Genomic DNA, 25,821 nt, shown 5'->3' with positions numbered 1-25,821 from the left:
ACTTAATCAGAGCTTTCATAGAGAAAAAAGGGACCCGGATGGGTCCCTTTTTTTGTAGAATCGATACCTTATGAAAATCCTCCTTAGTAATGATGATGGTGTAAATGCCACCGGCCTGCAGACCTTGCGTAAACATCTCGCCAAGAGCAACGAGGTAGTAGTAGTTGCCCCTGATCGCAATCGTAGTGGCGCCAGTAATTCGTTGACCCTGGAGCATCCTCTCCACCTGTTTACCCATGAGAACGGAGATTACTCCGTAGATGGCACCCCGACTGATTCGGTTCATCTGGCACTTACAGGATTGCTGGATGAGGATCCGGAAATTGTGGTATCCGGAATAAATTCCGGTGCCAACATGGCAGATGATGTGCTCTATTCAGGTACGGTTGCCGCCGCCATGGAGGGGCGCTTTCTTGGGCTGCCGGCAATTGCGGTCTCTCTGGTCTGCAGGGAGGACCAGTGTCAATATTTTGAATCTGCCGCTATTGCAGTTGAGAAGATACTGGAGAGACTTAAACAGCATCCTCTGGAGCCAGAGACTATCCTTAATGTAAATGTGCCAAATCTTCCCTGGGAAGAGATTCATGGTTTCAAGGCAACATGTCTTGGCAGAAGACATCGTTCAGAGCCAGTGGTAAAAATGAAGGATCCACGTGGCAAGGATATATATTGGGTAGGCGCTGCAGGCAAAGCTGAAAATGGAGAAGATGGCACAGATTTTCATGCTGTAGAGAGTGGCTGGATCTCGGTAACCCCAATTCATACCGACCTGACACAACGCACAATGATAGATGGAATGGAGCAGTGGCTCTCATGAATAACTATGAGGTTGGCTTTCGTTCACGTCGGGTTAGAGAGCGTCTTATAAGTCAGCTGGAGAAGCAGGGGATCACGGATCTTGAGGTGCTGAATGCAATCCGGACGGTTCCTCGCCACCAGTTTGTGGATGAGGCGCTGGCGTACCGGGCCTACGATGATGTGGTGTTGCCAATCGGCCATGAACAGACTATATCGCAGCCCTATATCGTTGCCCTGATGACGGAGTCGCTGATGCGTCATGGGCGCCCAAAACGGGTGTTGGAGATCGGAACCGGATCTGGCTACCAGACTGCAATCCTCGCGCAACTTGTACCACATGTATACACTGTAGAACGTATTGGTGCATTGATTCGCAGGGCACAGGATAGATTTGCCGAGATGGGAATTCTGAATGTAGAGATGAAGCTGGACGATGGTCATGTGGGGTGGGAGGAGAAGGCTCCATTTGACGCAATTATTGTTACTGCAGCACCGGCAGGAATTCCCACCCGTCTTCTTGGACAGCTGGAGATTGGTGGAAGAATGGTGGTGCCAGTAGGGCCAGAGAAGCAGGAGCAGAAACTTTTGGAGCTGACAAAAACAGTAGATGGGTATGAAGAGGAGGTTCTGGAGAGGGTGAAGTTTGTGCCCATGAGGTCAGGAGCAAGATAATGGAGTGGATGAATAGAATGAATGAGAGGGTTGCCGTCTGGGCAGATCGCCCTCATGCCGAACCTGTTTTGGCAGGTCTTAGTTTTGCGGAGTCCAGTTTCTTTCCGGTTCCACCTGATGTGTTGCTTGCACCAATGACCCTGGCGCACCCCTCTCGAGGATGGCGATATGCAACTCTGGTAACGGTTGCCTCGGTGCTCGGCGGAGTTTTCGGCTACCTGATTGGGCTCTATGGAATGGAGCTGGTTGAGCCACTTATTGCGCAGTGGGGGCTGCAGGATTCATACGATCACGCCAAGGCACTGTTTGCAGAGTGGGGCATATGGATTATCTTCCTTGCCGGGTTTTCACCAATCCCATACAAGCTGTTTACTATCAGTGCTGGAGCGCTGGCCATGTCGCTTCCACTGTTTTTGGTGGCCTCACTTATTGGTCGTGGCGCCCGTTTCTTTCTGGTGGCGGCATTTGTTATCTGGGGAGGAGAAAAGTTCCTCAAGATGGAGCGTGGCTGGATGTCTCGTCTGGGATGGATTGCCGTGCTACTTGCAGCCATCTACTACTTCTTGCGACATTGATGAGACAGATAGTAGCCATAATCCCCCTGTTTGTTGTTGTCTCCCTGCTGGTGGGCTGCAGCAGCAGTCGTCCATCACTATCTCCGGTCTCTAATCAGACCCATCTTATTGGAGAGATTCAGGAAAGTTATACAGTGCGTACAGGTGACAGCCTCTACATGATAGCTATGGAATTTGATCTGGATTATCTTGATCTGGCCAGGTGGAATGGAATTAGTTCTCCATACAGAATCCACAAGGGGCAGAAATTACGTCTGCACCCAAACAGCTCACAATCCTCAAAACCACAGCCTGTAACTGGTGATTACTATATTGTGAGACCAGGAGATACATTAAGTGTTATTGCAGAGAGGCTGAATATTAAAATGGCTAATCTGGCACGCTGGAATAGCCTGAAGTCACCTTATCAGATTCATGTGGGGCAGAAGTTAAGGTTGAGGTCGGCGCTATCTGCCGGACAGATAACAGGGGTAAAACCAAAGCCGATATCAAAATCGAGCAAGAGGATAACGGCAGTTAGTAGATCTTCTGCCGCAACCAGCATGGGCCGCCCTTCATCTGGAAAAATTATTAAACGGTACTCCAAAGAGAGGGGGGTTACAGGAGTTGAGTTTGGTGGTAGAGAGGGTGACCCAATTGTTGCCGCAGGTGATGGCAAGGTGGTCTATAGCGGCACCGGTCTGGTGCGTTATGGAAAGCTGTTAATCATCAAGCATGACAATAATCTATTGACAGCCTATGCTCATAATAGTCAGCTGCAGGTTAGGGAGGGGGATGTTGTAAAAATTGGTCAGCAGATCGCAGCAATGGGGAAGAGTGGTACCGATCGGGTGAAGTTGCATTTCGAGGTCAGAAAAAATGGAAAACCGGTTGACCCAATGAGATACCTGGCAAAACTCTCAGGGAGTGGTAGGTAGGTGGCGTAATGGGCAGTTCAGATCAAGAGAAGTTTGCATCCAGCAAACTGAAGGGAAAGGACCATGATGCCCTCCATCTCTATATGCAGGAGATTCGGGAGTTTCCGCTACTGACCGCGGAGGAGGAGTGTGCATGTGCACGTAAAGTACAAAAGGGTGACAGGGATGCCAAGAATCATCTGATTGAATCCAATCTGCGTCTTGTAGTAAGTATCGCCAGGCGTTATCAGAATCGAGGCGTCGCCTTTATGGATCTGGTGGAGGAGGGAAATCTTGGCCTGATTCGTGCTGTTGAAAAATTTGACCCAGAGCGAGGTTTTCGTTTTTCAACCTATGCTACCTGGTGGATAAGACAGGGGGTTGATAGAGCATTGATGAATCAGGCCCGTACAGTGCGCTTGCCAGTCCACGTCATGAGAGAGATGGGGCGTTATATGAGAGAGTCTCGTCGTCTTACTCAATCCATAAACCATGAGCCCTCAATTTCCGAGATCGCGACATCGCTTGATAAGACGGCGGAAGAGGTTGATAAAATTCTAAAGCTTAGGGAGATCCCGACATCAACGGAACTGCCGGTTGTGAAGGGCTCCAGCAGGACAGTTGGTGACAGAATTGAAGATACCTCACTGGAGGATCAGGATGATCTGTTTCTCAGGGACGAAATTTTCACCCATCTGAGCGAGTGGCTAGATAGCCTTAAGGAGCGTGAACGCAAGGTTGTTATTCACCGTTTTGGGTTGTTGGGAGAAGATGAGATGACTCTTGAAGAACTTGGCAAAGAGATGGGGATTACCCGTGAGCGGGTACGACAGATTCAGCTGGATGCACTTCAGCATCTGCATGATGTTCTTGAGCGCTCAGGCTATTCAGAAGAGACACTTTTTTAGGTTGCCCTGGCTGTTTCCTGGTCATGGTTTCTACTCTATACAAGATTACTGAGGTATAATTTCGTCTAATTTTTTAGGGAATCTCTGAAAAAGCGTAATGGGATGGGGGTTTGGGGGAGGAGCTTTAACCCTTCCCCCATAGGATAACTTGAGAGGGAGCTCTGATTGAGTCACGAAGTGACTTAATCAGAGCTTCCTTAGGCACTAAATGATCGGAGTTAAGGTCTTGATTGAGGATTTCCAGAGAATCAAACGGTTGCCGCCATACGTATTCAATATCGTTAATGAGTTGAAGGCAAAGGCGAGGCAGCGGGGAGAGGACATCATCGATTTCGGGATGGGAAACCCCGATCAACCAACTCCGCAACACATAGTTGACAAGTTGACGGAGGCCGCACAACGTCCAGATACCCACCGTTACTCCATGTCCAGGGGCATTCCGCGTCTACGCAGGGCAATATGCAACTGGTATCATGACCGCTACGAGGTTGATCTGGATGCGGACTCAGAGGCAATCGTAACCATTGGATCAAAAGAGGGGCTGGCACATCTGGCATTGGCTACTGTTGGTCCGGGGGATACTGTGCTGGTTCCCAATCCAGCCTACCCAATTCACCCTTATGGCTTCATTATTGCGGGGGCAGATATCCGTCATGTTCCGCTTACTCCTGATGGGGATTTCTTTGCAGAGCTCGAGAAGGCGATCAAGAATTCATGGCCACGCCCCAAGATGTTGGTGCTCAATTTTCCAGGCAATCCAACAACCCACTGTGTTGATCTGGAGTTCTTTGAAAAGGTTGTGGCATTGGCAAAAGAGCATCAGATATGGGTTATCCACGATCTTGCCTATGCAGACATCGTGTTTGATGGTTATCAATCACCATCAATTCTGCAGATAGATGGTGCCAAGGAGATTGCAGTAGAGTTCTTTACCCTCTCTAAAAGCTATAATATGCCAGGATGGCGTGTTGGTTTCATGGTTGGTAATCCGACACTGGTTGCTGCCCTGGCACGAATGAAATCATATCTTGATTACGGCATGTTCACCCCGATACAGGTGGCGGCAATAGCTGCACTTGAAGGGCCTCAGGAGTGTGTCCATGAGATTTGTGACATGTATCTCAAGCGCAGGGATGCACTCTGTAGCGGCCTCAACTCAGTGGGCTGGGAGGTGGAGCCACCAAAGGCAACAATGTTTGTGTGGGCACCAATTCCTGAGCCTTATCGTGAGATGGGGTCACTGGAGTTCTCCAAGAAATTGTTGAGTGAGGCCAAGGTTGCGGTCTCTCCGGGAATCGGATTTGGTGAGTATGGAGATGGCTATGTCCGTTTTGGATTAATTGAGAATGAGCACCGTACCCGACAAGCGGTACGTGGAATCAGAGAGATGTTCAAGAGTGATGGTGTTCTTGACGTTGAACAGTAACAGGGAAGTAATTAAAAGATGAAGCCAGTAAAAGTAGGTGTTCTCGGACTGGGGACAGTTGGTTGTGGAAGTGTAAATGTACTAACCCGCAATGCAGCAGAGATAGCACGTCGTGCTGGTCGGCAGATTGAGATTAGTATGGCTGCAGTACGTGATCTGGAGCGCCCGAGAATCTGTGAGACAGAGGGGATACGGCTGACTACGGATCCGTTTGAGGTAGCTAATGATCCGGATATTGATATTGTTCTGGAGTTGATGGGCGGCACCGAATTTGCCCGTGAGGTGGTGGTGCAGGCACTCTCGCAGGGCAAGCATGTGGTGACTGCCAACAAGGCACTGATTGCAACCCATGGCAATGAGCTGTTCGAGTTGGCACAGGAGAAGGGGGTCATGGTTGCCTTTGAGGCTGCAGTGGCTGGTGGTATCCCGATCATCAAGGCGATCCGCGAAGGGCTGGCAGCTAACCAGATTCAGTGGCTGGCTGGAATAATTAACGGCACCGGAAATTTCATTCTCACAGAGATGAGAGACAAGGGACGCGCCTTTGATGATGTGCTCAAGGAGGCGCAGGAGCTGGGTTATGCCGAGGCAGATCCAACTTTTGATGTAGAGGGAATTGATGCAGCACACAAGCTGACCATTCTTGCCTCCATCGCCTTTGGTATTCCGCTGCAATTTGACAAGGCGATGACAGAGGGGATAACCAAAATTACGGCAGAGGATGTCTCCTATGCAGAGGAGCTTGGATATCGCATCAAGCATCTCGGAGTGGCACGCAAGACTGAGGCTGGTGTGGAGCTGCGCGTACATCCAACCCTGATCCCGGAGAGACAGTTGATCGCTAATGTGGATGGGGTGATGAATGCAGTGCTGGTGATGGGTGATGCTGTAGGACCAACTCTATACTATGGAGCGGGGGCCGGTGATGAGCCTACCGCCTCTGCTGTGGTTGCAGATACAGTAGATGTGGTACGTGCATTGACTGCAGACCCTGAAAACAGGGTGCCACATCTGGCATTCCAGCCTGATGCCCTGAAGGATTTACCGATACTGTCAATTGATGATATCGAGACCGCCTACTATCTGAGGATGGAGGTTGAGGATCGATCTGGAGTGCTTGCAGAGATCACCAGGATTCTGGGGGAGGAGGAGATAAGTATCGAGGCCTTTATGCAGAAGGATATCGAGAATGAAGGGTCAAGAGCACCCATTGTACTTTTGACCCACAAGACAGAGGAGGGGCGGATGAACCGTGCGCTCTCTGCCATTGAGGCGCTGGATTGTGTATATGGATCGGTTATGCGGATCCGTATGGAGACACTCGATTAAAATATGGTAACCACTCACCCATATGAGCCTGCTCTCTTTCTCTTCTCAAAGGCTGCTTCTATCCCTGTTTGCCACCCATTTTTCAGCACCTGCCAAAACTCGCTACGCTCAAACACTGGCAGGCTTCTTCTGAAAAACAGGCAGAAAACAGGGCGCAGCCACTGCGTTGATAAAGAGAACCGGCTCATATGGGTAAGCGGTTATAATTATGTGAGGCCATTTAGGGCTGAAAATTTTGTAGTTGGAGAAAACTATCGTGCCATTTAGAAAACACTACACAGGTCTTTTGGATCGTTACCGTGACCGTCTGCCCATAAGCGAGGATACAAAAATCATCGATCTGGGCGAGGGCAATACCCCGCTGATCAAGCTGAAGAATATCCCCGGTGAGATGGGGGTCGATGCAGAGATCTATGTGAAATACGAGGGGCTCAATCCAACAGGTTCATTCAAGGATCGTGGCATGTGTATGGCGGTGACCAAGGCGGTAGAGGAGGGTAGCAAGGCTATTATCTGTGCCTCTACCGGAAACACCTCGGCTGCAGCGGCGGCCTACGCGGCACGCGCCGGTATTACCGCTTTCGTACTTATTCCAGACGGCAAGATTGCGCTGGGCAAGCTTGCTCAGGCAATGATGCATGGGGCGGTAGTGATTCAGATTCATGGCAATTTTGATGATGGCATGCAGCTGGTGAAAGAGGTGGGTGAAGAGGCTCCGGTTACCATTGTTAACTCCATCAACCCGTTCCGCCTGCAGGGTCAGAAGACAGCGGCATTTGAGATTATTGAGGAGCTGGGCGCTGCCCCTGACTACCACTGTCTGCCAGTTGGTAATGCGGGCAATATCTCTGCCCACTGGATGGGGTATGTGGAGTATGCCGAGGATGGCATCGTTCCGACCCGCCCAACCATGGTTGGTTATCAGGCTGCAGGGGCTGCCCCCTTTATGCGTGGCGAGATGGTAGATGAGCCAGAGACTGTGGCAACTGCAATTCGTATTGGTCACCCACAGAGCTGGGACAAGGCGTGGAATGTGCAGAAGGAGTCTGGCGGCTGGTTTGACGAGTGTACGGATGAGGAGATACTGGCCGCACAGAAACTACTGGCAGAGAGAGAGGGGGTCTTCTGTGAGCCGGCATCGGCAACATCTGTAGCGGGTGCTCTGCGTGATCTCAAGAGTGGAAAGATCCCGGCTGGCAGCAAGATTGTATGTACCCTGACTGGACATGGGTTGAAGGATCCAGACACAGCTATTAAACAGAGCACGCGGGAACTGATTACTGTTGATGCGACCCTGGAAGATGTTAAGGGAGCAATCCTTAACAACATGTAGTCTGTGGAGATATTTCGTGTAGCGCCTGTACACCTGGTCGCAGACTGGGATGTGCTTCGTCTTTTCGAGATTGAGCCGGGCTCCATCTCTGTCAAAGAGCAGCAGGATTTGATTAATAGACTTGAGCCGCTGTTTAGTGAGATGAACATGGTGCTCAGTTACCATGATGATCTCGACTGGAGGCTGCAACTCTCGACAGGGGTGGCTGTAAAGACAACACCTCTGCACCATGTGGTTGGTGCAAATGTCCATGATGCCATGCCTGCAGGGGACGATGAGCTTCTATGGAAGCGTCTCCTCAATGAGGTGCAGATGTTGCTGCACCATGCATCAATAGGTGATCTCGCAGATAGTCACATATCTATTCCCCACAAGGTTGAGGGGGCTAATGGCATCTGGGTATGGAGAGAGCCATCGCGTTTTGAGAAGCTGATAGAGCGGGGCAAAACCATTTTTTCCAGACGGGCCTCAAGACTGTGAGAGTTGTCCAGCGCACCGTTCCTGACAGCCAACCGCTGGAGGGGGTGCCATCCATACTGGACCGCATATATCGTTCTCGTGGCATCCGCTCTGTTGCAGAGCTGGACCACTCCCTGAAGAATCTTCTCCCTATATCCTCCCTGAAAAATGTGGAACAGGCTGCAGAGCTTGTTGCCTCCTCTATCGGTCGTGGTGACTCCATTGTTGTTGTTGCCGACTACGATGCGGATGGCGCAACTGCCTGTGCGGTCTCTATGCGTGGCCTCAAATCGATGGGGGCAAATATCAATTATGTGGTGCCAGATCGCAAGAGACATGGTTATGGCCTCTCTGAAAAAGTAGTTGAATTAACATTAAAATATAAACCTAATCTATTGATAACGGTAGATAATGGAATATCGAGTATTGGCGGGGGAGAGGCGGCAAAGAGGGCTGGAATGGCTGTAGTAGTTACCGATCATCATCTTCCTGGTGACCAGCTTCCGGCAGCCGATGTGATTGTAAATCCGAACCAACATGGTGATGATTTTGCAAGCCCCAACCTCGCCGGTGTTGGGGTTGCCTTTTATCTGGTGTGTGCTGTCAGACAGAAACTGGGGTCTGACTTTAACCCGGCAACATTGCTGGATCTGGTCGCAGTTGGAACAGTTGCAGATGTGGTGAGGCTGGATCGGAATAATCGGATTTTGGTGAACAGCGGTATTCAGCGTATTCGTCAGGGTCACTGTTCACCAGGTGTGGCTGCACTGCTGGAGGTGGCGGGTAGAGAGCAGGGTCGTGTAGTGGCCTCCGATTTCGGATTCACTGTTGGCCCTCGAATCAATGCGGCAGGACGCATGGCGGAGATGGGGGCGGGGATTGATTGTCTACTGGCAGAGGATAGGCAGCAGGCTCTTACTCAGGCGCAGGCACTAGACAGCATCAACCGACAGCGTCGTGAGGTAGAGGCAGGAATTCGGGAGGATGCAGAATCCATCATAGAGTCCCTGCATCTGGATGGGGAGGGGCTCTCTTCAGCTCTTGCCCTCTATCAGCCACACTGGCATGAGGGTGTGGTTGGAATTGTTGCGGGGAGAATCAAGGAGCAGTTGCATCGGCCAGTAATTGTCTTTGCCCGTGGGGAAAGTGGCACCCTGAAAGGCTCTGCACGCTCTATCTCTGGTCTTCATATAAGGGACCTGATTGATGCCATATCCAAAAAAAGTCCCGGCATGGTTCTCCAGTTTGGGGGGCATGCAATGGCAGCAGGGGTGTCCATTCGTGAACACGATTTTGAACTCTTCAGAACCCTGTTTGAACAGTCGGTCTCCACTCTGGTCAGTGAGGAGATGCTGGAGGGGGTGCTTTATACTGATGGTGGACTCTCCAGTGGAGAGCGTCTGCTAGAGACGGCAGAGCTGTTGAGGGAGTCAGGTCCCTGGGGACAGGGCTTTCCCGAGCCCCTGTTTCGGGATGTTTTTGTTCTGGATGACTGGCGCATCGTTGGTGAGAATCATCTGAAACTTGTTTTGGGTGATAGCGAATCTAGTGATCGTGTAGATGCAATTGCCTTTTATCAGTCAGAGCAGTTGCTGCCGGAGCGGGGTGATAATCTGGAGATTGTCTACCGGATGGATGTCAATCGATGGCGGGGTAGAGATAGTTTACAGTTAATTGTAGAGACCATTATCAACTCGTAACGTAAGTATCAATCGTTCCAAAAACAGTGGCAGTTTTGTTCATGCAGCTCACTCAAGCACATCCATGTGTCGCTCGATTGCGGACGTCCTGTCCGCAAACGGCTGCCCGCACAAAACTGCCACTGTTTTTGGAACGATTGATAGCTCAGCAATTATCATTATGGCTAACAGTTTATGATTTCTCTCCTAAAACTATTTGCACAACTTCTCAGCTTGGTTTCGCTAAAATGCAGAACTCAGGCTGGCGCCCTCAAACAGCTGCATTTTTTACGCTATACCGCGCCAAGAATCTGTTGCAAATAGTTTTTAAAGTCGATCAATCATAAACTGTTCGCCATAATGATAATTGCTGTAAGTAGTTACCATTGAGCCACTATTTACATGGGGAGAGTGTGTATAATTCCCCACTGTTTATAGAAGTTCACAGGAAGCAGGCAACCATGATTGAGTTCAACCCAATCTACAATCAGATCAAAGATCTACAGGGGCGCACAGAGGCTCTTAGGGGGTATCTTTGACTATGCTGAAAAGGCAGAGCAGCTGATTGAGATTAATCGTGAGCTGGAATCACCCGAGGTCTGGAATGATCCGGAGCGGGCCCAGGGGCTGGGAAAGGAGAGGGCTCGACTGGAGAAGATTGTAGAGGGGATTGATCGGCTCTCCAGCGGTACAACAGATGCCAATGAGCTGCTGCAGATGGCAGAGGCAGAGGGTGATGATGATACTGTTGAAGAGGTTGTTGCCGATCTTGAGTTGCTGACCGCAGAGATTGAGATGCTGGAGTTTCAGCGCATGTTCTCTGGGGAACAGGATGCATCCAATGCCTTTATCGATATTCAATCCGGGTCTGGCGGAACAGAGGCTCAGGATTGGGCGGAGATGTTGTTGCGGATGTATCTGCGCTGGGGTGATCGTCGTGGTTTTGATGTGGAGTTGATGGAGGTATCGGCGGGTGAGGTGGCTGGCATCAAATCTGCCACCATTCAGGTTAAGGGTGAGTATGCCTTCGGTTGGCTGCGGACAGAGACTGGGGTGCATCGCCTGGTACGCAAGTCACCCTTTGATTCAGGTAATCGTCGACACACATCTTTCTCTTCGGTATTCATCTATCCTGAGGTGAACGAGGATATTGATGTAGAGATTAACCCCTCCGATTTGCGAGTGGATACATATCGGGCCCAGGGAGCTGGTGGTCAGCATGTAAATACTACTGATTCAGCAGTTCGTATTACCCATGAACCATCTGGTATTGTGGTGCAGTGCCAGAATGAGCGTTCTCAGCACAAGAACAAGGCAACTGCGATGAGCATGTTGAAGGCCAAGCTCTACGAGATGGAGCTGATGAAACAGAATGAGGAGAAGCAGGCGGCAGAGGATGCCAAGTCTGATATAGGGTGGGGCAGCCAGATTCGCTCCTATGTGTTGGACCAGTCGCGGATCAAGGATCTGCGGACAGGCCATGAGACCGGAAATACGCAGGCGGTTCTGGATGGTGATCTGGATCCGTTTATTGAGGAGAGTTTGAAGTCTGGGTTGTAAAGTCATCTCCGCGCAGGCGGAGATCCAGAAGAGAAGAGCAAGATGTCAAAAGAACAAAACCAGAAAGTTGATGAAAACAGATTAATCGCGGAGCGGCGTCGCAAGCTTGATCTGCTGCGTGAGGAGGGGAATGCTTTCCCCAATGATTTCCGCAGGAATGTGGTCGCTGGTGAGCTCCATGCCGAGTACGGAGAGATGGAGCCCGAGGTACTGGAGGAGCGGGGAGTTCGGGTAGCAGTGGCTGGACGGATGATGGCCAAGCGCGTCATGGGCAAGGCGGCCTTTACCCATCTCAAGGATATGAGCGGAAAGATACAGCTCTTTGTGCAGCGGGATGCCCTGCCAGAGGGGCTGTATGCAGGCTTCAAGAAATGGGACATTGGAGACATTATTGGTGCTGAAGGGGTTATGTTCAAGACTAAGACTGGAGAGCTCTCGGTCAAGGTTGACTCCATCCGGATATTGACCAAGTCGGTTCGCCCGCTACCGGAGAAATTTCATGGGCTGACAGATACCGAGGCTAGATACCGTCAGCGTTATATCGATCTGATCATGAACGATGCCTCACGAGATGTATTCAAGACTCGGGTTCAGGTAGTGCAGTATATCCGCGACTTTCTCAATGGGCGCGGCTTTATGGAGGTGGAGACCCCGATGATGCAGGCGATCCCTGGAGGGGCAACTGCGCGTCCATTTACCACCTACCATAATGCGCTGGATATGGAGCTCTTCTTGCGGATTGCACCAGAGCTCTACCTCAAGCGTCTGGTTGTTGGGGGGTTTGAGAGGGTCTACGAAATCAATCGCAACTTCCGTAATGAGGGGCTCTCAACTCGCCATAATCCTGAATTCACCATGATTGAGTTCTATGAGGCCTATGCCGATTATCAGGATCTGATGGACACCACTGAGGCGATGTTGCGTGGAGTGACGGAGGAGGTGTTGGGTTCCAGTCAGGTAAGCTATCAGGGCGACACCTATGACTTTGGCAAGCCGTTTGCCCGGATGACAGTAAAAGAGTCGATTTTGCACTTTAATCCGGATCTTGCAGAACAGGATCTGGATGATCTTGATAGTGCCAGAGCAGTAGCTGAGAACATGGAGATTCCCCTGAAAGACTCTTACGGTCTGGGCAAGGTGCAGATTGAGATTTTCGAGAAAACAGTAGAGCACCGTCTTATGAACCCAACATTTATTACGGCATACCCTACAGAGGTCTCTCCACTGGCTCGTCGCAATGATGATGATCCATTTGTTACCGACCGTTTTGAGTTCTTTGTTGGTGGTCGTGAGATCGCCAATGGCTTCTCTGAGCTTAATGATTATGAGGATCAGGCGGAGCGTTTCCGCAGACAGGTCGAAGAGAAAGAGGCTGGTGATGATGAGGCCATGCACTATGATGAGGACTACGTAACTGCGCTGGAGCACGGTATGCCACCAACGGCGGGTGAGGGCATCGGTATTGATCGGCTGGTAATGCTCTTCACCGATTCGCCATCTATCCGTGATGTGTTACTGTTTCCACATATGAGACCGCAAACATAAGAGAGACAAGTAAGGAAAGCATATGCCTCCAGTTGTTGAACAGAGTGGTCTGAACTGGACCGACCTGGTAATTTTGGGAATTATTGTGATCTCGACAGGGATCAGTCTGCTTCGCGGCTTCTTCAAAGAGGCGATCTCTCTCGTGACCTGGATAATTGCATTCTGGGTGGCGTTAAATTTTTCTGCAGATCAGGCCCATATTTTTGAATCTCTGATAGAGACCCCATCTCTGCGTGCAGGGGCATCATTTGCCCTACTGTTTTTGGTCACCCTGATTCTCGGTTCATTGATAAACAAGGCCATGCAGAGTCTGATAGATTTTTCAGGGTTTGGAGGAATGGACCACCTGTTGGGAATGTTCTTTGGTGCGGCACGAGGTGTATTGATTGTCTCGCTGCTCGTGCTATTGGCTGGCCTTACCCCTCTGCCACAGGATAACTGGTGGCATGAATCACTGTTGCTGGAGTATTTTCAGGAGGTTTCAGCATGGTTGACAGAGTATTTTCCTGAACACCTGCGTAGCTACTTCTCGTATACTCCGGTTGTCTGAGTATCGCTTTATATTTTCGAACATCACTGAACTAATTATCTATGTGCGGAATTATCGGAATTGTCTCCAGCTCACCAGTTAACCAGCAACTCTATGATGGATTAACTGTACTGCAACATCGTGGCCAGGATGCGGCAGGTATCATGACCTGTGATGAAGGAAAAATATTTTTAAGGAAGGCCAATGGCCTTGCCAAGGATGTTTTTCATACCCGCCACATGTTGCGACTGCAGGGGAATATGGGGATTGGTCATGTCCGTTACCCTACGGCAGGATGTTCATCTTCCGCGGAGGCACAGCCTTTCTATGTGAACTCCCCATATGGCATTGCTCTGGCGCATAATGGCAACCTCACCAATGCCGACAAGATCAAGCAGGACCTCTATCTGGAAGATCTTCGTCACATCAATACAGAGTCTGATTCCGAGATTCTGCTGAACGTTTTTGCTCATGAACTCCAGCACCTTGGAAAGATGCATCTTGATATGGACGATATGTTTAATGCTGTTTCAGGGGTGCATAGACGCTGTCAGGGAGGTTATGCGGCAGTAACCCTTATTACTGGATATGGCATCGTTGCATTTCGTGATCCATTTGGTATTCGCCCTCTATGCATAGGTGAACGTACACTTGATGATGGCCGCAAGGAGCATATGGTCGCCTCGGAGAGCGTGGCGATTGATACGCTTGGTTATCAGTTGGTACGTGAGCTGGACCCAGGTGAGGCAGTATATATTGATAACAGCGGAGAGCTGTTTGCGAAGCAGTGTGCAGAGAATCCGGTACTATCTCCATGTATTTTTGAGCATGTATATTTTGCCCGTCCAGACACTATTATCGATCAGGTCCATGTGCACAAGGCGCGCCTCCGTATGGGTGAAAAATTGGCGACCAAGATTCTCCGAGAGTGGCCAGAGCATGATATTGACGTGGTTATCCCAATTCCGGACACCAGCAGAACTGCAGCCTCTGAGCTTGCCTATGCCCTGAATGTTGTCTATCGAGAGGGGTTTATCAAAAATCGTTACATCGGCCGCACATTTATTATGCCTGGTCAGCAGCAGCGCAAGAAATCGGTAAGACAAAAACTCAACCCTCTTGGGCTGGAGTTCAAGGGGAAGAATGTATTGCTGGTTGATGATTCAATTGTACGTGGAACCACCTCTGCACAGATTATCGAGATGGCCCGTTCCGCTGGTGCAAGAAAGGTATATTTTGCCTCGGCGGCACCGCCGGTGCGTTATCCGAATGTTTATGGGATTGATATGCCGGTTGCGTCCGAATTGATTGCACATGATCGTACCGAGGAGGAGGTTGCAGAGTTGATTGGGGCCGATCGCCTGATCTATCAGGACCTGCAGGATCTGATAGATTCAGTGCAGGAGGGTAATCCGCAGATCAAGCAGTTTGATACCTCGGTGTTTGATGCCAACTACGTAACGGGCGGGATTGATGATGACTATCTTGAAAACCTTGAAGCAGCACGCTGTGACTCTGAAAAAGAGAAGCGCAATCAGCAGGATGATGAGGTGCTCGGTGTTCATAATTCCATATAAACTTGAGGTATAGAGGGGGCAGTTATGATTGATCCAGAGGAGTACGGTTTCGCAACCAGAGCCATTCGAGCCGGTCACCAGAGAACCAATGAGGGTGAGCACGGTGAGGCAATCTTTCCTACCTCCAGCTACGTTTTTGACTCTGCCGAACAGGCAGCGGCCCGATTTTCTGGAGATGAACCAGGAAATATCTACTCCCGTTTCACCAACCCTACAGTAAGAACATTTGAGCAGCGTCTAGCCGCTCTGGAAGGTGGAGAGCGTTGTGTGGCAACCGCATCAGGCATGTCGGCAATTCTCTCAACCTGTATGGGTGTCCTGAAGGCTGGCGATCATGTAGTGGTATCTCGCAGTGTTTTTGGAACCACAGTTGTTCTCTTTAACCAGTTTATGGCCAAGTTTGGAGTAGAGGTAACGTTTGTCTCTCTAACCGATCTGTTGCAGTGGGAACAGGCAATGCGCCCCAATACCCGCCTCCTTTTTCTTGAGACCCCGGCAAATCCATTGACTCAGGTTGGAGATATCAGTGCACTGGCTGAATTGGCGCATCGCAATAACGCTCTATTGGCGGTAGATAATGTCTTCTGTACACCGGCACTGCAGCAGCCACTGGCGCTAGGGGCAGATATCGTTATCCACTCTGCAACCAAGTATCTGGATGGCCAGGGGCGTGCAATGGGGGGCGCAGTGGTCGGTTCCGAGGAGGGTGTTGGAAATGATGTATACAGCTTCCTGCGTACAGCCGGCCCCTCCATGAGCCCGTTTAATGCGTGGATCTTCCTCAAGGGGCTGGAGACCCTGAAGTTGCGGATGGATGCACATACAAAAAATGCTACGGAATTGGCCGGGTGGCTGGAGCAGCAATCTGAGGTCTCGGTAGTCCACTATCCCGGTCTTGAGAGTCATGCCCAGCATGAGCTTGCCTCAACCCAGCAGAGTGGTGCGGGCGGAATACTCTCGTTTGAGCTGAGTGGAGGAAAGGAGGCTGCATGGAAGATGATTAATGCTACCGAGATGGTCTCCATCACCGCAAACCTCGGTGATACAAAAACAACCATCACTCACCCCGCGACCACAACTCATGGCCGCCTTACTCCGGAAGAGAAGGAGCAGGCGGGTATTAGTGATGGCTTGGTGCGGGTAGCGGTAGGTCTGGAGGAGATCGAGGATCTGAAGATGGATCTCAGTCGTGGTCTCGAGTGACCTCCTGAATCTGTTTGATGAGACCGGGCTAACCCTATTTCTGGATAGTCTGGAAGAGAAGCTGGAATCGACAGAGCGACTCTACGAGCTCTGGAAGAGTGGAGGCCTCAGCTCTGAATCCATGAATCAACCTGATCCAATCAGGCAGGCAGGCCATCCACACAAACCGGAACTGGTGCCACCAAGAGAGCTCAAACGGAGAAGGCTCGGGAGTCCGGAAGGGCATGCATCCATGCTTCATGCTATTGCCCATATTGAGTTTAATGCAATTAATCTTGCTCTTGATGCAGTCTACCGTTTTCGTGAGATGCCAATCGCATACTATGATGACTGGTTGCGGATTGCAGATGAGGAGCGCTATCACTTTCAGCTTGTCAGAGAGAGACTTAACCAGCTGGGGTATGAGTATGGTGATTTTCCCGCCCACAATGGTCTCTGGGAGACTGCGGAGAAGACAGCTTCTGACCCACTGTTGAGAATGGCGCTAGTACCAAGAATTCTTGAGGCCCGTGGCCTAGATGTTAATCCGGGGATTATGGATAAGCTCGCCTCAATTGGTGATCAACAGAGTGTTGAAACATTGAAGATTATTCTGCGTGACGAGGTGGGCCATGTGAAAGCGGGGACCAGATGGTTTCATCATCTCTGTGGTAAACGTGGCGTGGATCCTGAGGAGACATTTGAAAGCCTGGTGCGCGAGCATATGGCTTATGTCATACGTGGACCATTCTATCTGCCCGGAAGGGTTGAGGCTGGATTCAGTGAGTCAGAGATTGGGTTTCTACAGCAACTTGATCGTGACAACCGGAAGCGGTCTATACCCAAATCCTCAGATAGAAACGTAGGATAATGTGCAACAGATTGATCCATAGAGCAAATTTGATTCCGCGCGGTGTACTTATTGATACACCCAAGGAAGCAAATATTGCTATATGGGTCAAGATGTTGTGCAGTATTCATGTTTCTATCTGTGGATTTGGGTTATATACTCTGCTGGATAAATTTCCCGTTACTGTAAATAACCACGTTGTTTTCTGACTCCCAGTCACCAAGAACGATCCTGATGGCTGGCTCTCCATCTGGCTCAAGGTGGTGGATAGCTGGACGGTGAGTATGGCCATGAATAAGGGTATGGCTTTTCCATCTGCTCATCGTATGTATAACCTCGGATTTGGTTACATCCATTATCTCCTGCGTTTTTTCGCCCTTGTCATAATCACTGCGGGCACGTAGCTTCTGGCCTATTCTGGTGCGTATAGATATTGGCAGGTGGAGCATGATCCACTGAATCAGTGGGTTGCGGATAAAGTTACGGTAGCGTTGATAGCTTGTATCATCTATACAGAGTTGATCTCCATGCATCAAAAGTATGCGAGAGCCATCTGTTTCAAGCAGATATGGGTCCGAGATCAGCTTGCAGCCACTCTGCTGCTCAAACCTCTCTCCAAGAAGAAAGTCACGGTTGCCATGTTGAATGTAGATGGGTGTTCCGCTACTGGTGACACCATGCAGCGCCTGCAGTATAGATTCTGATTCGGGCGCTGAGAGGTCATCACCAAGCCAGATCTCAAACAGGTCACCCAGAATGTAGAGGGCATCGTGTCGGCTGGCATCACTTTCGAGAAAGTGGAGAAAACGCTCCACCGTCTCCGGCTGACTGGCAGAGAGGTGGAGGTCGGCAATAAAGCAGGTGGACATCTCCTGCAGACTACTCCTCTACAGACACCTTCTCGATGACCACATCCTCTTTGGGAACATCATCATGGAAGCCGTGGCTGCCGGTCTCTACCTTCTCGATCTCACGAACAATATCCATCCCTTCGACAACCTTGCCAAACACACAGTAACCCCAGCCATCTTGACCAGGGTTATTGAGGAAGCTGTTGCTGTTGGTATTAATGAAGAACTGTGCAGTTGCAGAGTGGGGGTCCATGGTACGAGCCATGGCAAGAGTGCCGACATCATTGGCAAGTCCGTTCGCGGCCTCATTCTCAACAGGATCTTTGGTTGTTTTTTCGGTCAGGCCTGGCTCCATGCCACCACCCTGCACCATGAATCCTGGAATTACACGGTGAAAAATTGTGCCGTCATAGAAACCGTCACGACAGTAGCCGAGAAAGTTATCTACAGTCTTGGGGGCTTTGTCGCCGTCCAGTTCAATGGTGATCTCCCCAAGGGATGTTGTCATATTGACTTTCATGTGGTTTTCCTCTGTTTTATGCAAACCTTGTTTGCGCGGATTGTATTCGTAAAAATTTTATTTGGATATCATCTGGATAGACTCGATAACCACCATCTGTTGTGGTGCGTCAGTCCGGAAAGGGCCGCCTGAACCGGTCTCTACCTGCTCAATCTTGCGTACTACATCTATTCCATCTACAACTTTGCCAAATACTGTATAGCCCCAGCCACGTTGAGATTTTCTGGTGTGGTTAAGGAAACGGTTGTTGGCAGTATTGATGAAGAACTGTGCAGTAGCCGAGTGTGGGTCACTGGTGCGTGCCATGGCAATTGTACCTGGCAGGTTCTTCAGGCCGTTGTCCGCCTCATTTGGGATCATGTCATCAGTTGGCCTCTTCTCATAGTCTGTTGTGAAGCCGCCACCTTGAATCATGAAGCCTGGGATAACGCGGTGAAAAATTGTGCTGTTGTAGTGGCCCTTCTCTACGTAGTGGATAAAGTTTATTACGGTGAAAGGTGCACGGGCAGAGTCTAGCTGTAACCTTATATCCCCGTGGTTGGTCTTGATCTCGACCACAGGGGCGTTAGCCGCAATTTCAGGGTTCTTCTCGTTTGCAACTGCAGGTGCTGTAGGTACTACGGTAAAAAGGATTGCACCAACAACAGCAACTGCTGCCCCCAGTTTGATTATATTTTTCTTCATCTGCTTCCTGTCTCTAGTGAAAACTTGGCGCGAATCATAACACTATGAGTGATATTGATCACTTGTGGCGATATAATCTCTCGCCATGTTACAGATCTACAATACTCAGAGTCGCTCCAAGGAGACCTTCAAACCAATCCATGATGGAAAGGTCAACATGTATGTCTGCGGGATGACTGTTTATGACTTCTGTCATGTTGGTCATGCTCGGGTCATGGTCTTCTTTGATGTGGTGGTTCGTTATCTCCGTTCTCGTGGATACGATGTGAACTATGTGCGTAATATTACCGATATTGATGACAAGATTATCAATCGGGCCAATGAGAATGGTGAAGACTTCAATGACCTGGTGGACCGTTTTGTGGCTGCTCTGCATGAGGATGCTGCAGCACTGGGAATTGAACCACCAACCCAGGAGCCACGGGCAACTCACTCGATGGACGAGATTATTGACATGATCGAGAAGCTGATTGCCAACGGCAAGGCATACGTGGTGGAAAATGGTGATGTCTACTGTGAGGTCTCGGAGATTGAGGAGTACGGCAAGCTCTCAGGCAAGAACCTGGAGGATCTGCAGGCCGGTGCTCGAGTCAAGATAGGAGATCTCAAGAGAGATCCGGTGGACTTTGCGCTCTGGAAATCAGCCAAACCGGATGAGCCCAGCTGGGACTCACCATGGGGCAGAGGGCGTCCGGGTTGGCATATTGAGTGTTCGGCCATGTCGACCCAGTGTCTTGGGAACCACTTTGATATCCATGGCGGGGGGATGGATCTGATCTTCCCGCACCATGAGAACGAGATTGCGCAGGCAGAGGGGGCGACCTGCGAGAGCTTCGTCAACTACTGGATGCATGCCGGATTTGTGCGGGTGGATGACGAGAAGATGTCAAAGTCACTGGGGAACTTCTTCACCATACGTGAGGTGTTGCAGAAATATCCAGCCGAGGTGGTTCGCTACTTCCTGCTCACCAGCCACTATCGCAGCCCGCTCAACTACAGCGAAGAGAATCTGCAGAATGCCCAAGCGGCACTCACCCGTTTCTACACTGCGCTGCGTGGAATCGAGACAGGTGGGGTAGAGGCAATTGAGGATAGCGGTTGGGGACAGCGCTTCAATGCGGCGATGGATGATGATTTCAATACCCCGGAGGCACTCTCTGTGCTGTTTGATCTGGTGCGCGAGATCAACCGTCTAGCGAGTGTTCAACCTGAAGCGGCTGCCTCTCATGCATCCCTTCTGAGAGAGCTGGCGGATATTCTTGGGCTGTTGCAGCAGAATCCAGAGCAGTTTCTGCAGGGGGAGGGATCCTCTGAGGGTGGTCTCAGTGATGAGGAGATTGAGCAGTTGATTGAGGATCGCGCAGCTGCACGTACCAACAAGGATTGGGCAGAGTCAGACCGTATTCGTGATCTCTTTGTGGAGCAGGGGATTGTGCTGGAGGATGGTGCCGAGGGTACTACCTGGCGCCGGGGATAGTTTGATATCCCTGCGAAAGTAGTGGTGGTACCGTCCAAGCAACACGCTCAAGTACATCCATGTATCGCTCGACCGTGGCCATCCTGGCCACAGACGGTTGCTTGGACGGTACCACCACCACTTTTGCAGGGATTCCTTAGGTGCCGTGGAAAACCTCGGCCGCCTTCAAGGTGTTTTGTAGCAGGGTGGCAATAGTCATCGGACCGACACCACCGGGTACCGGTGTGATCCAGGAAGCATTTTTGCTTGCACCCTCAAAATCGACATCACCAGTCAGGGTTCCATCATCCAGCCGGTTGATGCCAACATCGATCACCACAGCCCCCTCACGGATCCATTTACCAGGAATGAAGTTTGGTATTCCAACACCAACAACCAGGATCTCGGCACGGCGTACATGAGCCTCTAGGTCCTGCGTCTTGCTGTGGCAGGTGGTTGTGGTGCAGCGGGCAGAGAGTAGCTCCAGGGTCATTGGGCGTCCCACAATATTTGAGGCCCCCACAATTACCGCCTCCTTCCCCTCTAGCAGGATTCCGGTTCGTTCCAGAAGTGTCATTACACCTTTTGGTGTACAGGGACGAAGTACCGGCATCTTTAGAGCTAGCCGGCCCATGTTGTAGGGGTGGAAGCCATCCACATCCTTGTCTGGGTGAATCTCCTCAATAACTGTCTCAGGATCAATGTGTGAAGGTAGGGGAAGCTGAACCAGGATCCCATCAACAGTTGGATCGTTGTTTAACTGATCAACAATTGCAAGTAGCTCTTCCTGGGTGGTTGTCTCTGGTAGATCGTGTTCAATAGAGAGAATGCCGGCAGCTCCACAGCTGTTGCGCTTGTTACGAACATAGACGCCAGAGGCGGGATCACTACCTACCTGGATGACAGCCAGACCTGGCTGACGATGTCCTTTGGCGAGCAGGGAGTCTACCTCTCTACGCACATCCTCCTTGATCTCTGTCGCAATTCCTTTTCCGTCTAGGATAGTCGCACTCATCCTGTTTCTGCTCCGTAACACCATAAATGGTAAAAAAGTTGCAACATTATAGCACTCGATCTTGACCTGCAGACCGTTGATGGTATTATTCGCGCTCGCTGATTTTGTAATCGGTGTTCGGGGTGTAGCGCAGCCTGGTAGCGCGTCTGCTTTGGGAGCAGAATGTCGGGGGTTCGAATCCCTCCACCCCGACCAAATTTAGATACTGCGCCCGTAGCTCATCAGGATAGAGCATCGGCCTTCTAAGCCGAGGGTAGCAGGTTCGAATCCTGCCGGGCGCGCCATTTTTGGCAGGATAATATTTTAGAGCAACGTACAATGGTGACTGTAGCTCAGTTGGTAGAGCCCTGGATTGTGATTCCGGTGGTCGTGGGTTCGAGCCCCATCAGTCACCCCATATTTTGGGACATTAGCTCAGTTGGTAGAGCAGGAGACTCTTAATCTCTTGGTCGAAGGTTCGAATCCTTCATGTCCCACCAATATAAGCAGTTTGTCAATTAAGGCAAGCTGCTTTTTTATTTCCAGCTTATGTGGGGATTCTCACCTTCGGTGGACGTCCTGCGGCCGCCTCGGCTTAGCCGATCGAATCCTTCATGTCCCACCAATACAAGCAGTTTGTCAATTAAGGCAAGCTGCTTTTTTGTTTTTATTGGTCTGAGGGTGCTATGGAGGGTGCTTTGAATCTTTGATTAAAAAAAGGGGACAGATTTATTTTTCTGACCCCACACTTTGCTGGCCACGTACGAAAAAATAAATCTGTCCCCTTTTCCGATTACATCAGTATCACAACAGTTAATATGATCCCGAATACAAGTATTACCTCAATCAAGGGGTTGTTAAGGGTGTTAAGTATGGTCTCTACCGCTCTCTTTATCGTCATCTCATATACTAAATTGATCTGTGTATGTTGCAATAAAAAATCCGATACACAGCTTCGAAATGTGTATCGGATTTAGGGGGAGGACAACTTTTATCTAAAGGGCAAATAGAGCGAACATGAGCATTGAGCCTATAACAATGAATCCTTCGCCCAGTGGATCCATTACAAAATTGATAATATTTTTAGTCATATTTTTCATGGTCTTATTCTCGTTATTGGTAATTGTCTATAAACAAGCTGAACAGACACTGGAGACTATCGAGGAGGAGGGAGAGGCCTCCAGTGTCTGTTCACGACTCTCATCATAGTGGGCAACCATTTCTCTGTTGTTTCACCACTATTTCAGATTGTTTCAATCCGTTAAGGATTAAAAGTTAAAGCCACTTTCCTCAAGAAAGTCGTCGAATGTGTAGCGAACTTCCTGGAAGTTGCTGCTAAGACTCTCTGATGACCAGTTGAAACCATTGTCATTCAGCTCTTCTGCAGAGAGAGGAGTCCCAGAGTAGCTAACTTGCTCGCCACTATAGTTCTCACTCATGTTCTCTGATGACCATCCAGCCTCTGTATGGTCGTCAGCTATAGAGGCCATAGCGGAACCAGAGATCAATAGTGTTCCAGCAACTGTTGTGATAATTTTGTTTGAATACTTCATAATGTAATTCCTTATTTTGTTTAAGTTGTGGACTATTATATGGATCAGCTGTTACAGTAAAATTTCCTACTATTTCAGTATGTTTCTATGGGTTGGTTTAGAGTAACTGGTTGATTAAAAGGGGGTATTGTGGGAGAAAAAAACAAGATTCTGATTGTTGATGATGACCAAAAGCTAAGAGATCTGCTCTCCAGATACCTCAATGAGCAGGGGTATGAGGTAGAGACGGCAGAGGATGGTGAGGAGATGGATAGTGTTCTCCCTGGATTTTCTCCAAATCTGATTGTGCTGGATCTTATGATGCCGGGTGAGGATGGACTCTCTATTGCACGCAGACTTCGTGCAAGCAGCAATATTCCGATCATTATCCTCAGCGCCAAGGGGGAGGAGATTGACAAGATTGTGGGGCTGGAGATGGGGGCGGATGACTATCTGGCCAAACCATTCAATCCAAGAGAGCTGCTGGCTCGAATTCAGTCTGTTTTACGGCGACTCGATAGAGCTGATGCAGGGGCAGAAGATCAAAATACCGTATCATTTGGAGATTATCAGGTAGACCTTAACAGCTACTCGTTAACCAAGAATGGAGAGGCTGTAGAGGTGACCAGTGGGGAGTTTGAGCTGTTGAGACATCTGGTTGAGCACCCCAACCATGTACTGAGTAGAGATCACCTGCTTGACCTGCTGGATGGTGGCTCAGAAGAGGCCTTCGATCGAAGTATTGATGTCAGAATCACCAGGCTTCGCAAGAAGATTGAGGCAGATCCACACCATCCGGTTTTTATCAAGACTGTACGGGGTGTTGGTTATATATTCTCCACCAGTAGCTGATTTGTGCGCTTTCCACTAAAACTACCAAAAAGCCTATATAGTCGCACCATGATTCTGGTGGGGCTGGGGATTTTCTTCTTGCAGTTGATTACCTTCATTATCTTTTTCAAGCAGATGGTGATGCCCAATGTGGAGACCAGGGTTAACCACTTTGTTGATGCCCTGGAGAAGATAAGAGAGAACCCATCCCTTCTGCGTCTTGCTGGTGAGTTTGATGGTACAGAGAGAGAGAATGAGTTCACCGGTTTCATACTGGGCTCCCCAGATCTGAAGATCAGACCGGCAGAGTGGCGTATCCCGTTCTGGCACTTTGTTGATGATGAAATTGAGGAACGTTTTGGTGTTCCCATAACCATGTGGGAGAGTGATCATGATCCATATGGACATGATCATGGCCACTATTGGGTTGATCTGCCGGTAGTTTGGGGAAAGCACAAAACAGGAAAATCAATACGTATAGGGTTCTCCCAAGAGCGCAAGGGGTGTCTAAATCCCTCTGTGCTGTTGTTGGTGTTTTTGGCAGTATTTTTTCTCTCTATGGTATTGGTCTACTATCTTACCCGCTGGCTGCTTATGCCAATTAATAAGTTGCGTGGTGCAGTTGGGGAGATGGCTATGGGATCTTATCCCAAGCCTCTGCCAGAGAAGGGGCCCGCAGAGTTTTCATCGCTGGTGCAGCGATTTAACTGGATGGTAAAGAGCGTTCAGAATCTGACTGAAAATAGATCAACCATGCTGGTGGGTATATCGCATGATCTCAAAACCCCACTTGCCCGCATGCGCCTCAGTATAGAGATGCTCTCCAGAGAGCAGAGTCCGGAGCTGGTTGAGGGAATTATCGACGACCTGGATGTGATGGATCAGATGATCAGTGAGGCGATGGAGTTTGCCCGGGGAGGCAAGCAGGGAAAGCTTGAGCTTACTGATTTGAACAGGGCGATAACGGAGGTGGTAGATAGAAAAGTTCGCGGCGGCATGCGTGTTGGGTGGCGGGCCGACAGCGGGCAGTGCAAAAAAGAGATAGACCTGTCTGCGTTGCATAGAATTCTCTCAAACTATCTCGATAATGGATACCGTTACGGAGATGGAGAGAGTCTGGAGGTGAGGCTGGATTGTTCACCAGAGCATACAATTATCCGTGTTCTTAATCGTGGCATGGGAATTCCTGAAAAAGATCTAAAAAATATCTTTCAACCTTTTTATCGGGTTGATGAGTCCCGTTCAGACAAGAGTGGTGGTAGTGGTCTTGGCCTGGCAATTGTAAAAAATCTTGCAGATGTAAATGGTTGGAAAGTTGCGTTGAACAACCGTACTGCTGGGGGCATTGAGGCATCTTTACAAATTACCTGATTTAAATCAATTTAACCCCTTTTGGGCAGGATAATTAACCATAAATTAAGGGATGTTCAGCTCTGTTATATTGAAATTATTGTTACAATGAGACGGCCACTACAGTTAGTTAATTGTTTCAGTATTGTTTCAATTTGACCTAGGTCAAGTAGCTATAGTTGGTTAAAGGGTATAAATCACTGGCCTAACCTGCGGTGTATCTGTATCCGCTTTGTGGCGGGCAGATAGGGCAAATTAACCAGTTAATATTTTTTATAACATCAG

General features: G+C 49.6%; 24 protein-coding genes and 4 tRNA genes. 23 read left to right on the top strand and 5 right to left on the bottom strand.

Features of this window, described 5'->3' with window-relative positions; all coding sequences use genetic code 11:
• Nucleotides 1–70: 70 nt before the first annotated feature.
• The 16 genes from surE (at nt 71) to H8D24_02295 (ending at nt 17,339) form a co-directional block, all read left to right on the top strand.
• On the top strand, nt 71–817 hold the full coding sequence (gene surE / locus H8D24_02370; protein ID MBC8519239.1) for a 5'/3'-nucleotidase SurE: 747 nt from the start codon (nt 71–73) through the stop codon (nt 815–817).
• Entirely contained in the window at nt 814–1,470 is a 657-nt protein-coding gene (locus H8D24_02365; protein MBC8519238.1) for a protein-L-isoaspartate(D-aspartate) O-methyltransferase, read from the top strand. The genes surE and H8D24_02365 overlap by 4 nt, the downstream gene beginning before the upstream one ends.
• Nucleotides 1,470–2,045 (top strand): DedA family protein, encoded by a 576-nt coding sequence (locus tag H8D24_02360; GenBank protein ID MBC8519237.1) that lies wholly within the window; start codon nt 1,470–1,472, stop codon nt 2,043–2,045. The genes H8D24_02365 and H8D24_02360 overlap by 1 nt, the downstream gene beginning before the upstream one ends.
• Complete coding sequence (locus tag H8D24_02355) at nt 2,045–2,962, top strand: LysM peptidoglycan-binding domain-containing protein (protein ID MBC8519236.1); 918 nt, start codon at nt 2,045–2,047, stop codon at nt 2,960–2,962. Before H8D24_02360 ends, H8D24_02355 begins: the two co-directional genes overlap by 1 nt.
• 8 nt (nt 2,963–2,970) lie before the next feature.
• The gene (locus H8D24_02350) at nt 2,971–3,849 is read left to right on the top strand and encodes a sigma-70 family RNA polymerase sigma factor (protein MBC8519235.1); all 879 of its coding nucleotides are present in this window, start codon (nt 2,971–2,973) and stop codon (nt 3,847–3,849) included.
• Nucleotides 3,850–4,075: 226 nt separating this feature from the next.
• Nucleotides 4,076–5,275: an alanine transaminase gene (alaC, locus tag H8D24_02345; protein MBC8519234.1), complete on the top strand. Its 1,200-nt coding sequence runs from the start codon at nt 4,076–4,078 to the stop codon at nt 5,273–5,275.
• Nucleotides 5,276–5,293: 18 nt separating this feature from the next.
• On the top strand, nt 5,294–6,604 hold the full coding sequence (locus tag H8D24_02340; protein MBC8519233.1) for a homoserine dehydrogenase: 1,311 nt from the start codon (nt 5,294–5,296) through the stop codon (nt 6,602–6,604).
• Between the two features lie 256 nt (nt 6,605–6,860).
• Nucleotides 6,861–7,937: a threonine synthase gene (locus H8D24_02335; GenBank protein ID MBC8519232.1), complete on the top strand. Its 1,077-nt coding sequence runs from the start codon at nt 6,861–6,863 to the stop codon at nt 7,935–7,937.
• A 3-nt stretch (nt 7,938–7,940) separates the two neighbouring features.
• Nucleotides 7,941–8,417 carry a hypothetical protein gene (locus H8D24_02330; GenBank protein MBC8519231.1) on the top strand — a complete coding sequence of 159 codons (477 nt, stop codon included), beginning with the start codon at nt 7,941–7,943 and terminating at the stop codon, nt 8,415–8,417.
• Nucleotides 8,414–10,096 carry a single-stranded-DNA-specific exonuclease RecJ gene (gene recJ, locus H8D24_02325; protein ID MBC8519230.1) on the top strand — a complete coding sequence of 561 codons (1,683 nt, stop codon included), beginning with the start codon at nt 8,414–8,416 and terminating at the stop codon, nt 10,094–10,096. The genes H8D24_02330 and recJ overlap by 4 nt, the downstream gene beginning before the upstream one ends.
• Nucleotides 10,097–10,536: 440 nt before the next feature.
• Nucleotides 10,537–11,635 (top strand): peptide chain release factor 2 gene (gene prfB, locus H8D24_02320; protein ID MBC8519229.1). Its coding sequence is split into 2 segments (ribosomal slippage): nt 10,537–10,611 and nt 10,613–11,635, totalling 1,098 coding nucleotides; the frame shifts between segments, so codons are not numbered across the junction.
• Nucleotides 11,636–11,677: 42 nt separating this feature from the next.
• A complete protein-coding gene (gene lysS, locus H8D24_02315) occupies nt 11,678–13,180 on the top strand; it encodes a lysine--tRNA ligase (GenBank protein ID MBC8519228.1) in 1,503 nt (500 codons plus the stop codon).
• Nucleotides 13,181–13,202: 22 nt separating this feature from the next.
• Nucleotides 13,203–13,730 carry a CvpA family protein gene (locus H8D24_02310; GenBank protein MBC8519227.1) on the top strand — a complete coding sequence of 176 codons (528 nt, stop codon included), beginning with the start codon at nt 13,203–13,205 and terminating at the stop codon, nt 13,728–13,730.
• Between the two features lie 41 nt (nt 13,731–13,771).
• Nucleotides 13,772–15,286: an amidophosphoribosyltransferase gene (purF, locus tag H8D24_02305; protein MBC8519226.1), complete on the top strand. Its 1,515-nt coding sequence runs from the start codon at nt 13,772–13,774 to the stop codon at nt 15,284–15,286.
• Nucleotides 15,287–15,310: 24 nt separating this feature from the next.
• Nucleotides 15,311–16,489 carry an O-succinylhomoserine sulfhydrylase gene (locus H8D24_02300; protein ID MBC8519225.1) on the top strand — a complete coding sequence of 393 codons (1,179 nt, stop codon included), beginning with the start codon at nt 15,311–15,313 and terminating at the stop codon, nt 16,487–16,489.
• 4 nt (nt 16,490–16,493) lie between these two features.
• Nucleotides 16,494–17,339, top strand: a complete 846-nt coding sequence (locus tag H8D24_02295) for a ferritin-like domain-containing protein (GenBank protein ID MBC8519224.1) — start codon at nt 16,494–16,496, stop codon at nt 17,337–17,339.
• Between the two features lie 131 nt (nt 17,340–17,470).
• Here the strand turns inward: H8D24_02295 and H8D24_02290 are convergent, their stop codons facing one another.
• From H8D24_02290 to H8D24_02280, 3 genes are read right to left on the bottom strand one after another with little or no spacing between them, the layout of a single operon-like run.
• Entirely contained in the window at nt 17,471–18,187 is a 717-nt protein-coding gene (locus H8D24_02290) for a UDP-2,3-diacylglucosamine diphosphatase (protein ID MBC8519223.1), read from the bottom strand.
• 10 nt (nt 18,188–18,197) lie between these two features.
• Nucleotides 18,198–18,689 carry a peptidyl-prolyl cis-trans isomerase gene (locus H8D24_02285; protein ID MBC8519222.1) on the bottom strand — a complete coding sequence of 164 codons (492 nt, stop codon included), beginning with the start codon at nt 18,687–18,689 and terminating at the stop codon, nt 18,198–18,200.
• A 57-nt stretch (nt 18,690–18,746) separates the two neighbouring features.
• A complete protein-coding gene (locus H8D24_02280) occupies nt 18,747–19,247 on the bottom strand; it encodes a peptidyl-prolyl cis-trans isomerase (GenBank protein ID MBC8519221.1) in 501 nt (166 codons plus the stop codon).
• 211 nt (nt 19,248–19,458) lie between these two features.
• Here H8D24_02280 and H8D24_02275 point away from each other — a divergent pair, with 211 nt between their 5' ends.
• On the top strand, nt 19,459–20,850 hold the full coding sequence (locus tag H8D24_02275) for a cysteine--tRNA ligase (GenBank protein MBC8519220.1): 1,392 nt from the start codon (nt 19,459–19,461) through the stop codon (nt 20,848–20,850).
• Nucleotides 20,851–20,986: 136 nt separating this feature from the next.
• Here the strand turns inward: H8D24_02275 and folD are convergent, their stop codons facing one another.
• Nucleotides 20,987–21,844 carry a bifunctional methylenetetrahydrofolate dehydrogenase/methenyltetrahydrofolate cyclohydrolase FolD gene (folD, locus tag H8D24_02270; GenBank protein MBC8519219.1) on the bottom strand — a complete coding sequence of 286 codons (858 nt, stop codon included), beginning with the start codon at nt 21,842–21,844 and terminating at the stop codon, nt 20,987–20,989.
• Nucleotides 21,845–21,962: 118 nt separating this feature from the next.
• Between folD and H8D24_02265 the strand changes: the two genes are divergently transcribed.
• From H8D24_02265 to H8D24_02250, 4 genes are all read left to right on the top strand, one after another.
• A tRNA-Pro gene (locus tag H8D24_02265) sits at nt 21,963–22,039 on the top strand.
• Nucleotides 22,040–22,051: 12 nt separating this feature from the next.
• A tRNA-Arg gene (locus H8D24_02260) sits at nt 22,052–22,128 on the top strand.
• A 37-nt stretch (nt 22,129–22,165) separates the two neighbouring features.
• A tRNA-His gene (locus tag H8D24_02255) sits at nt 22,166–22,241 on the top strand.
• A gap of 6 nt (nt 22,242–22,247) precedes the next feature.
• Nucleotides 22,248–22,323 (top strand) — tRNA-Lys (locus H8D24_02250).
• A gap of 768 nt (nt 22,324–23,091) precedes the next feature.
• Here H8D24_02250 and H8D24_02245 read toward each other — a convergent pair.
• Entirely contained in the window at nt 23,092–23,376 is a 285-nt protein-coding gene (locus H8D24_02245) for a hypothetical protein (GenBank protein MBC8519218.1), read from the bottom strand.
• A gap of 129 nt (nt 23,377–23,505) precedes the next feature.
• Between H8D24_02245 and H8D24_02240 the strand changes: the two genes are divergently transcribed.
• Nucleotides 23,506–24,207, top strand: a complete 702-nt coding sequence (locus H8D24_02240; protein ID MBC8519217.1) for a response regulator — start codon at nt 23,506–23,508, stop codon at nt 24,205–24,207.
• A 48-nt stretch (nt 24,208–24,255) separates the two neighbouring features.
• A complete protein-coding gene (locus tag H8D24_02235) occupies nt 24,256–25,557 on the top strand; it encodes a HAMP domain-containing protein (protein ID MBC8519216.1) in 1,302 nt (433 codons plus the stop codon).
• Nucleotides 25,558–25,821 lie beyond the last annotated feature (264 nt).

The sequence above is a fragment of the Candidatus Thiopontia autotrophica genome (assembly GCA_014384675.1).
GTDB lineage: Bacteria > Pseudomonadota > Gammaproteobacteria.
This window is presented reverse-complemented; position numbering and strand designations above follow the sequence as displayed.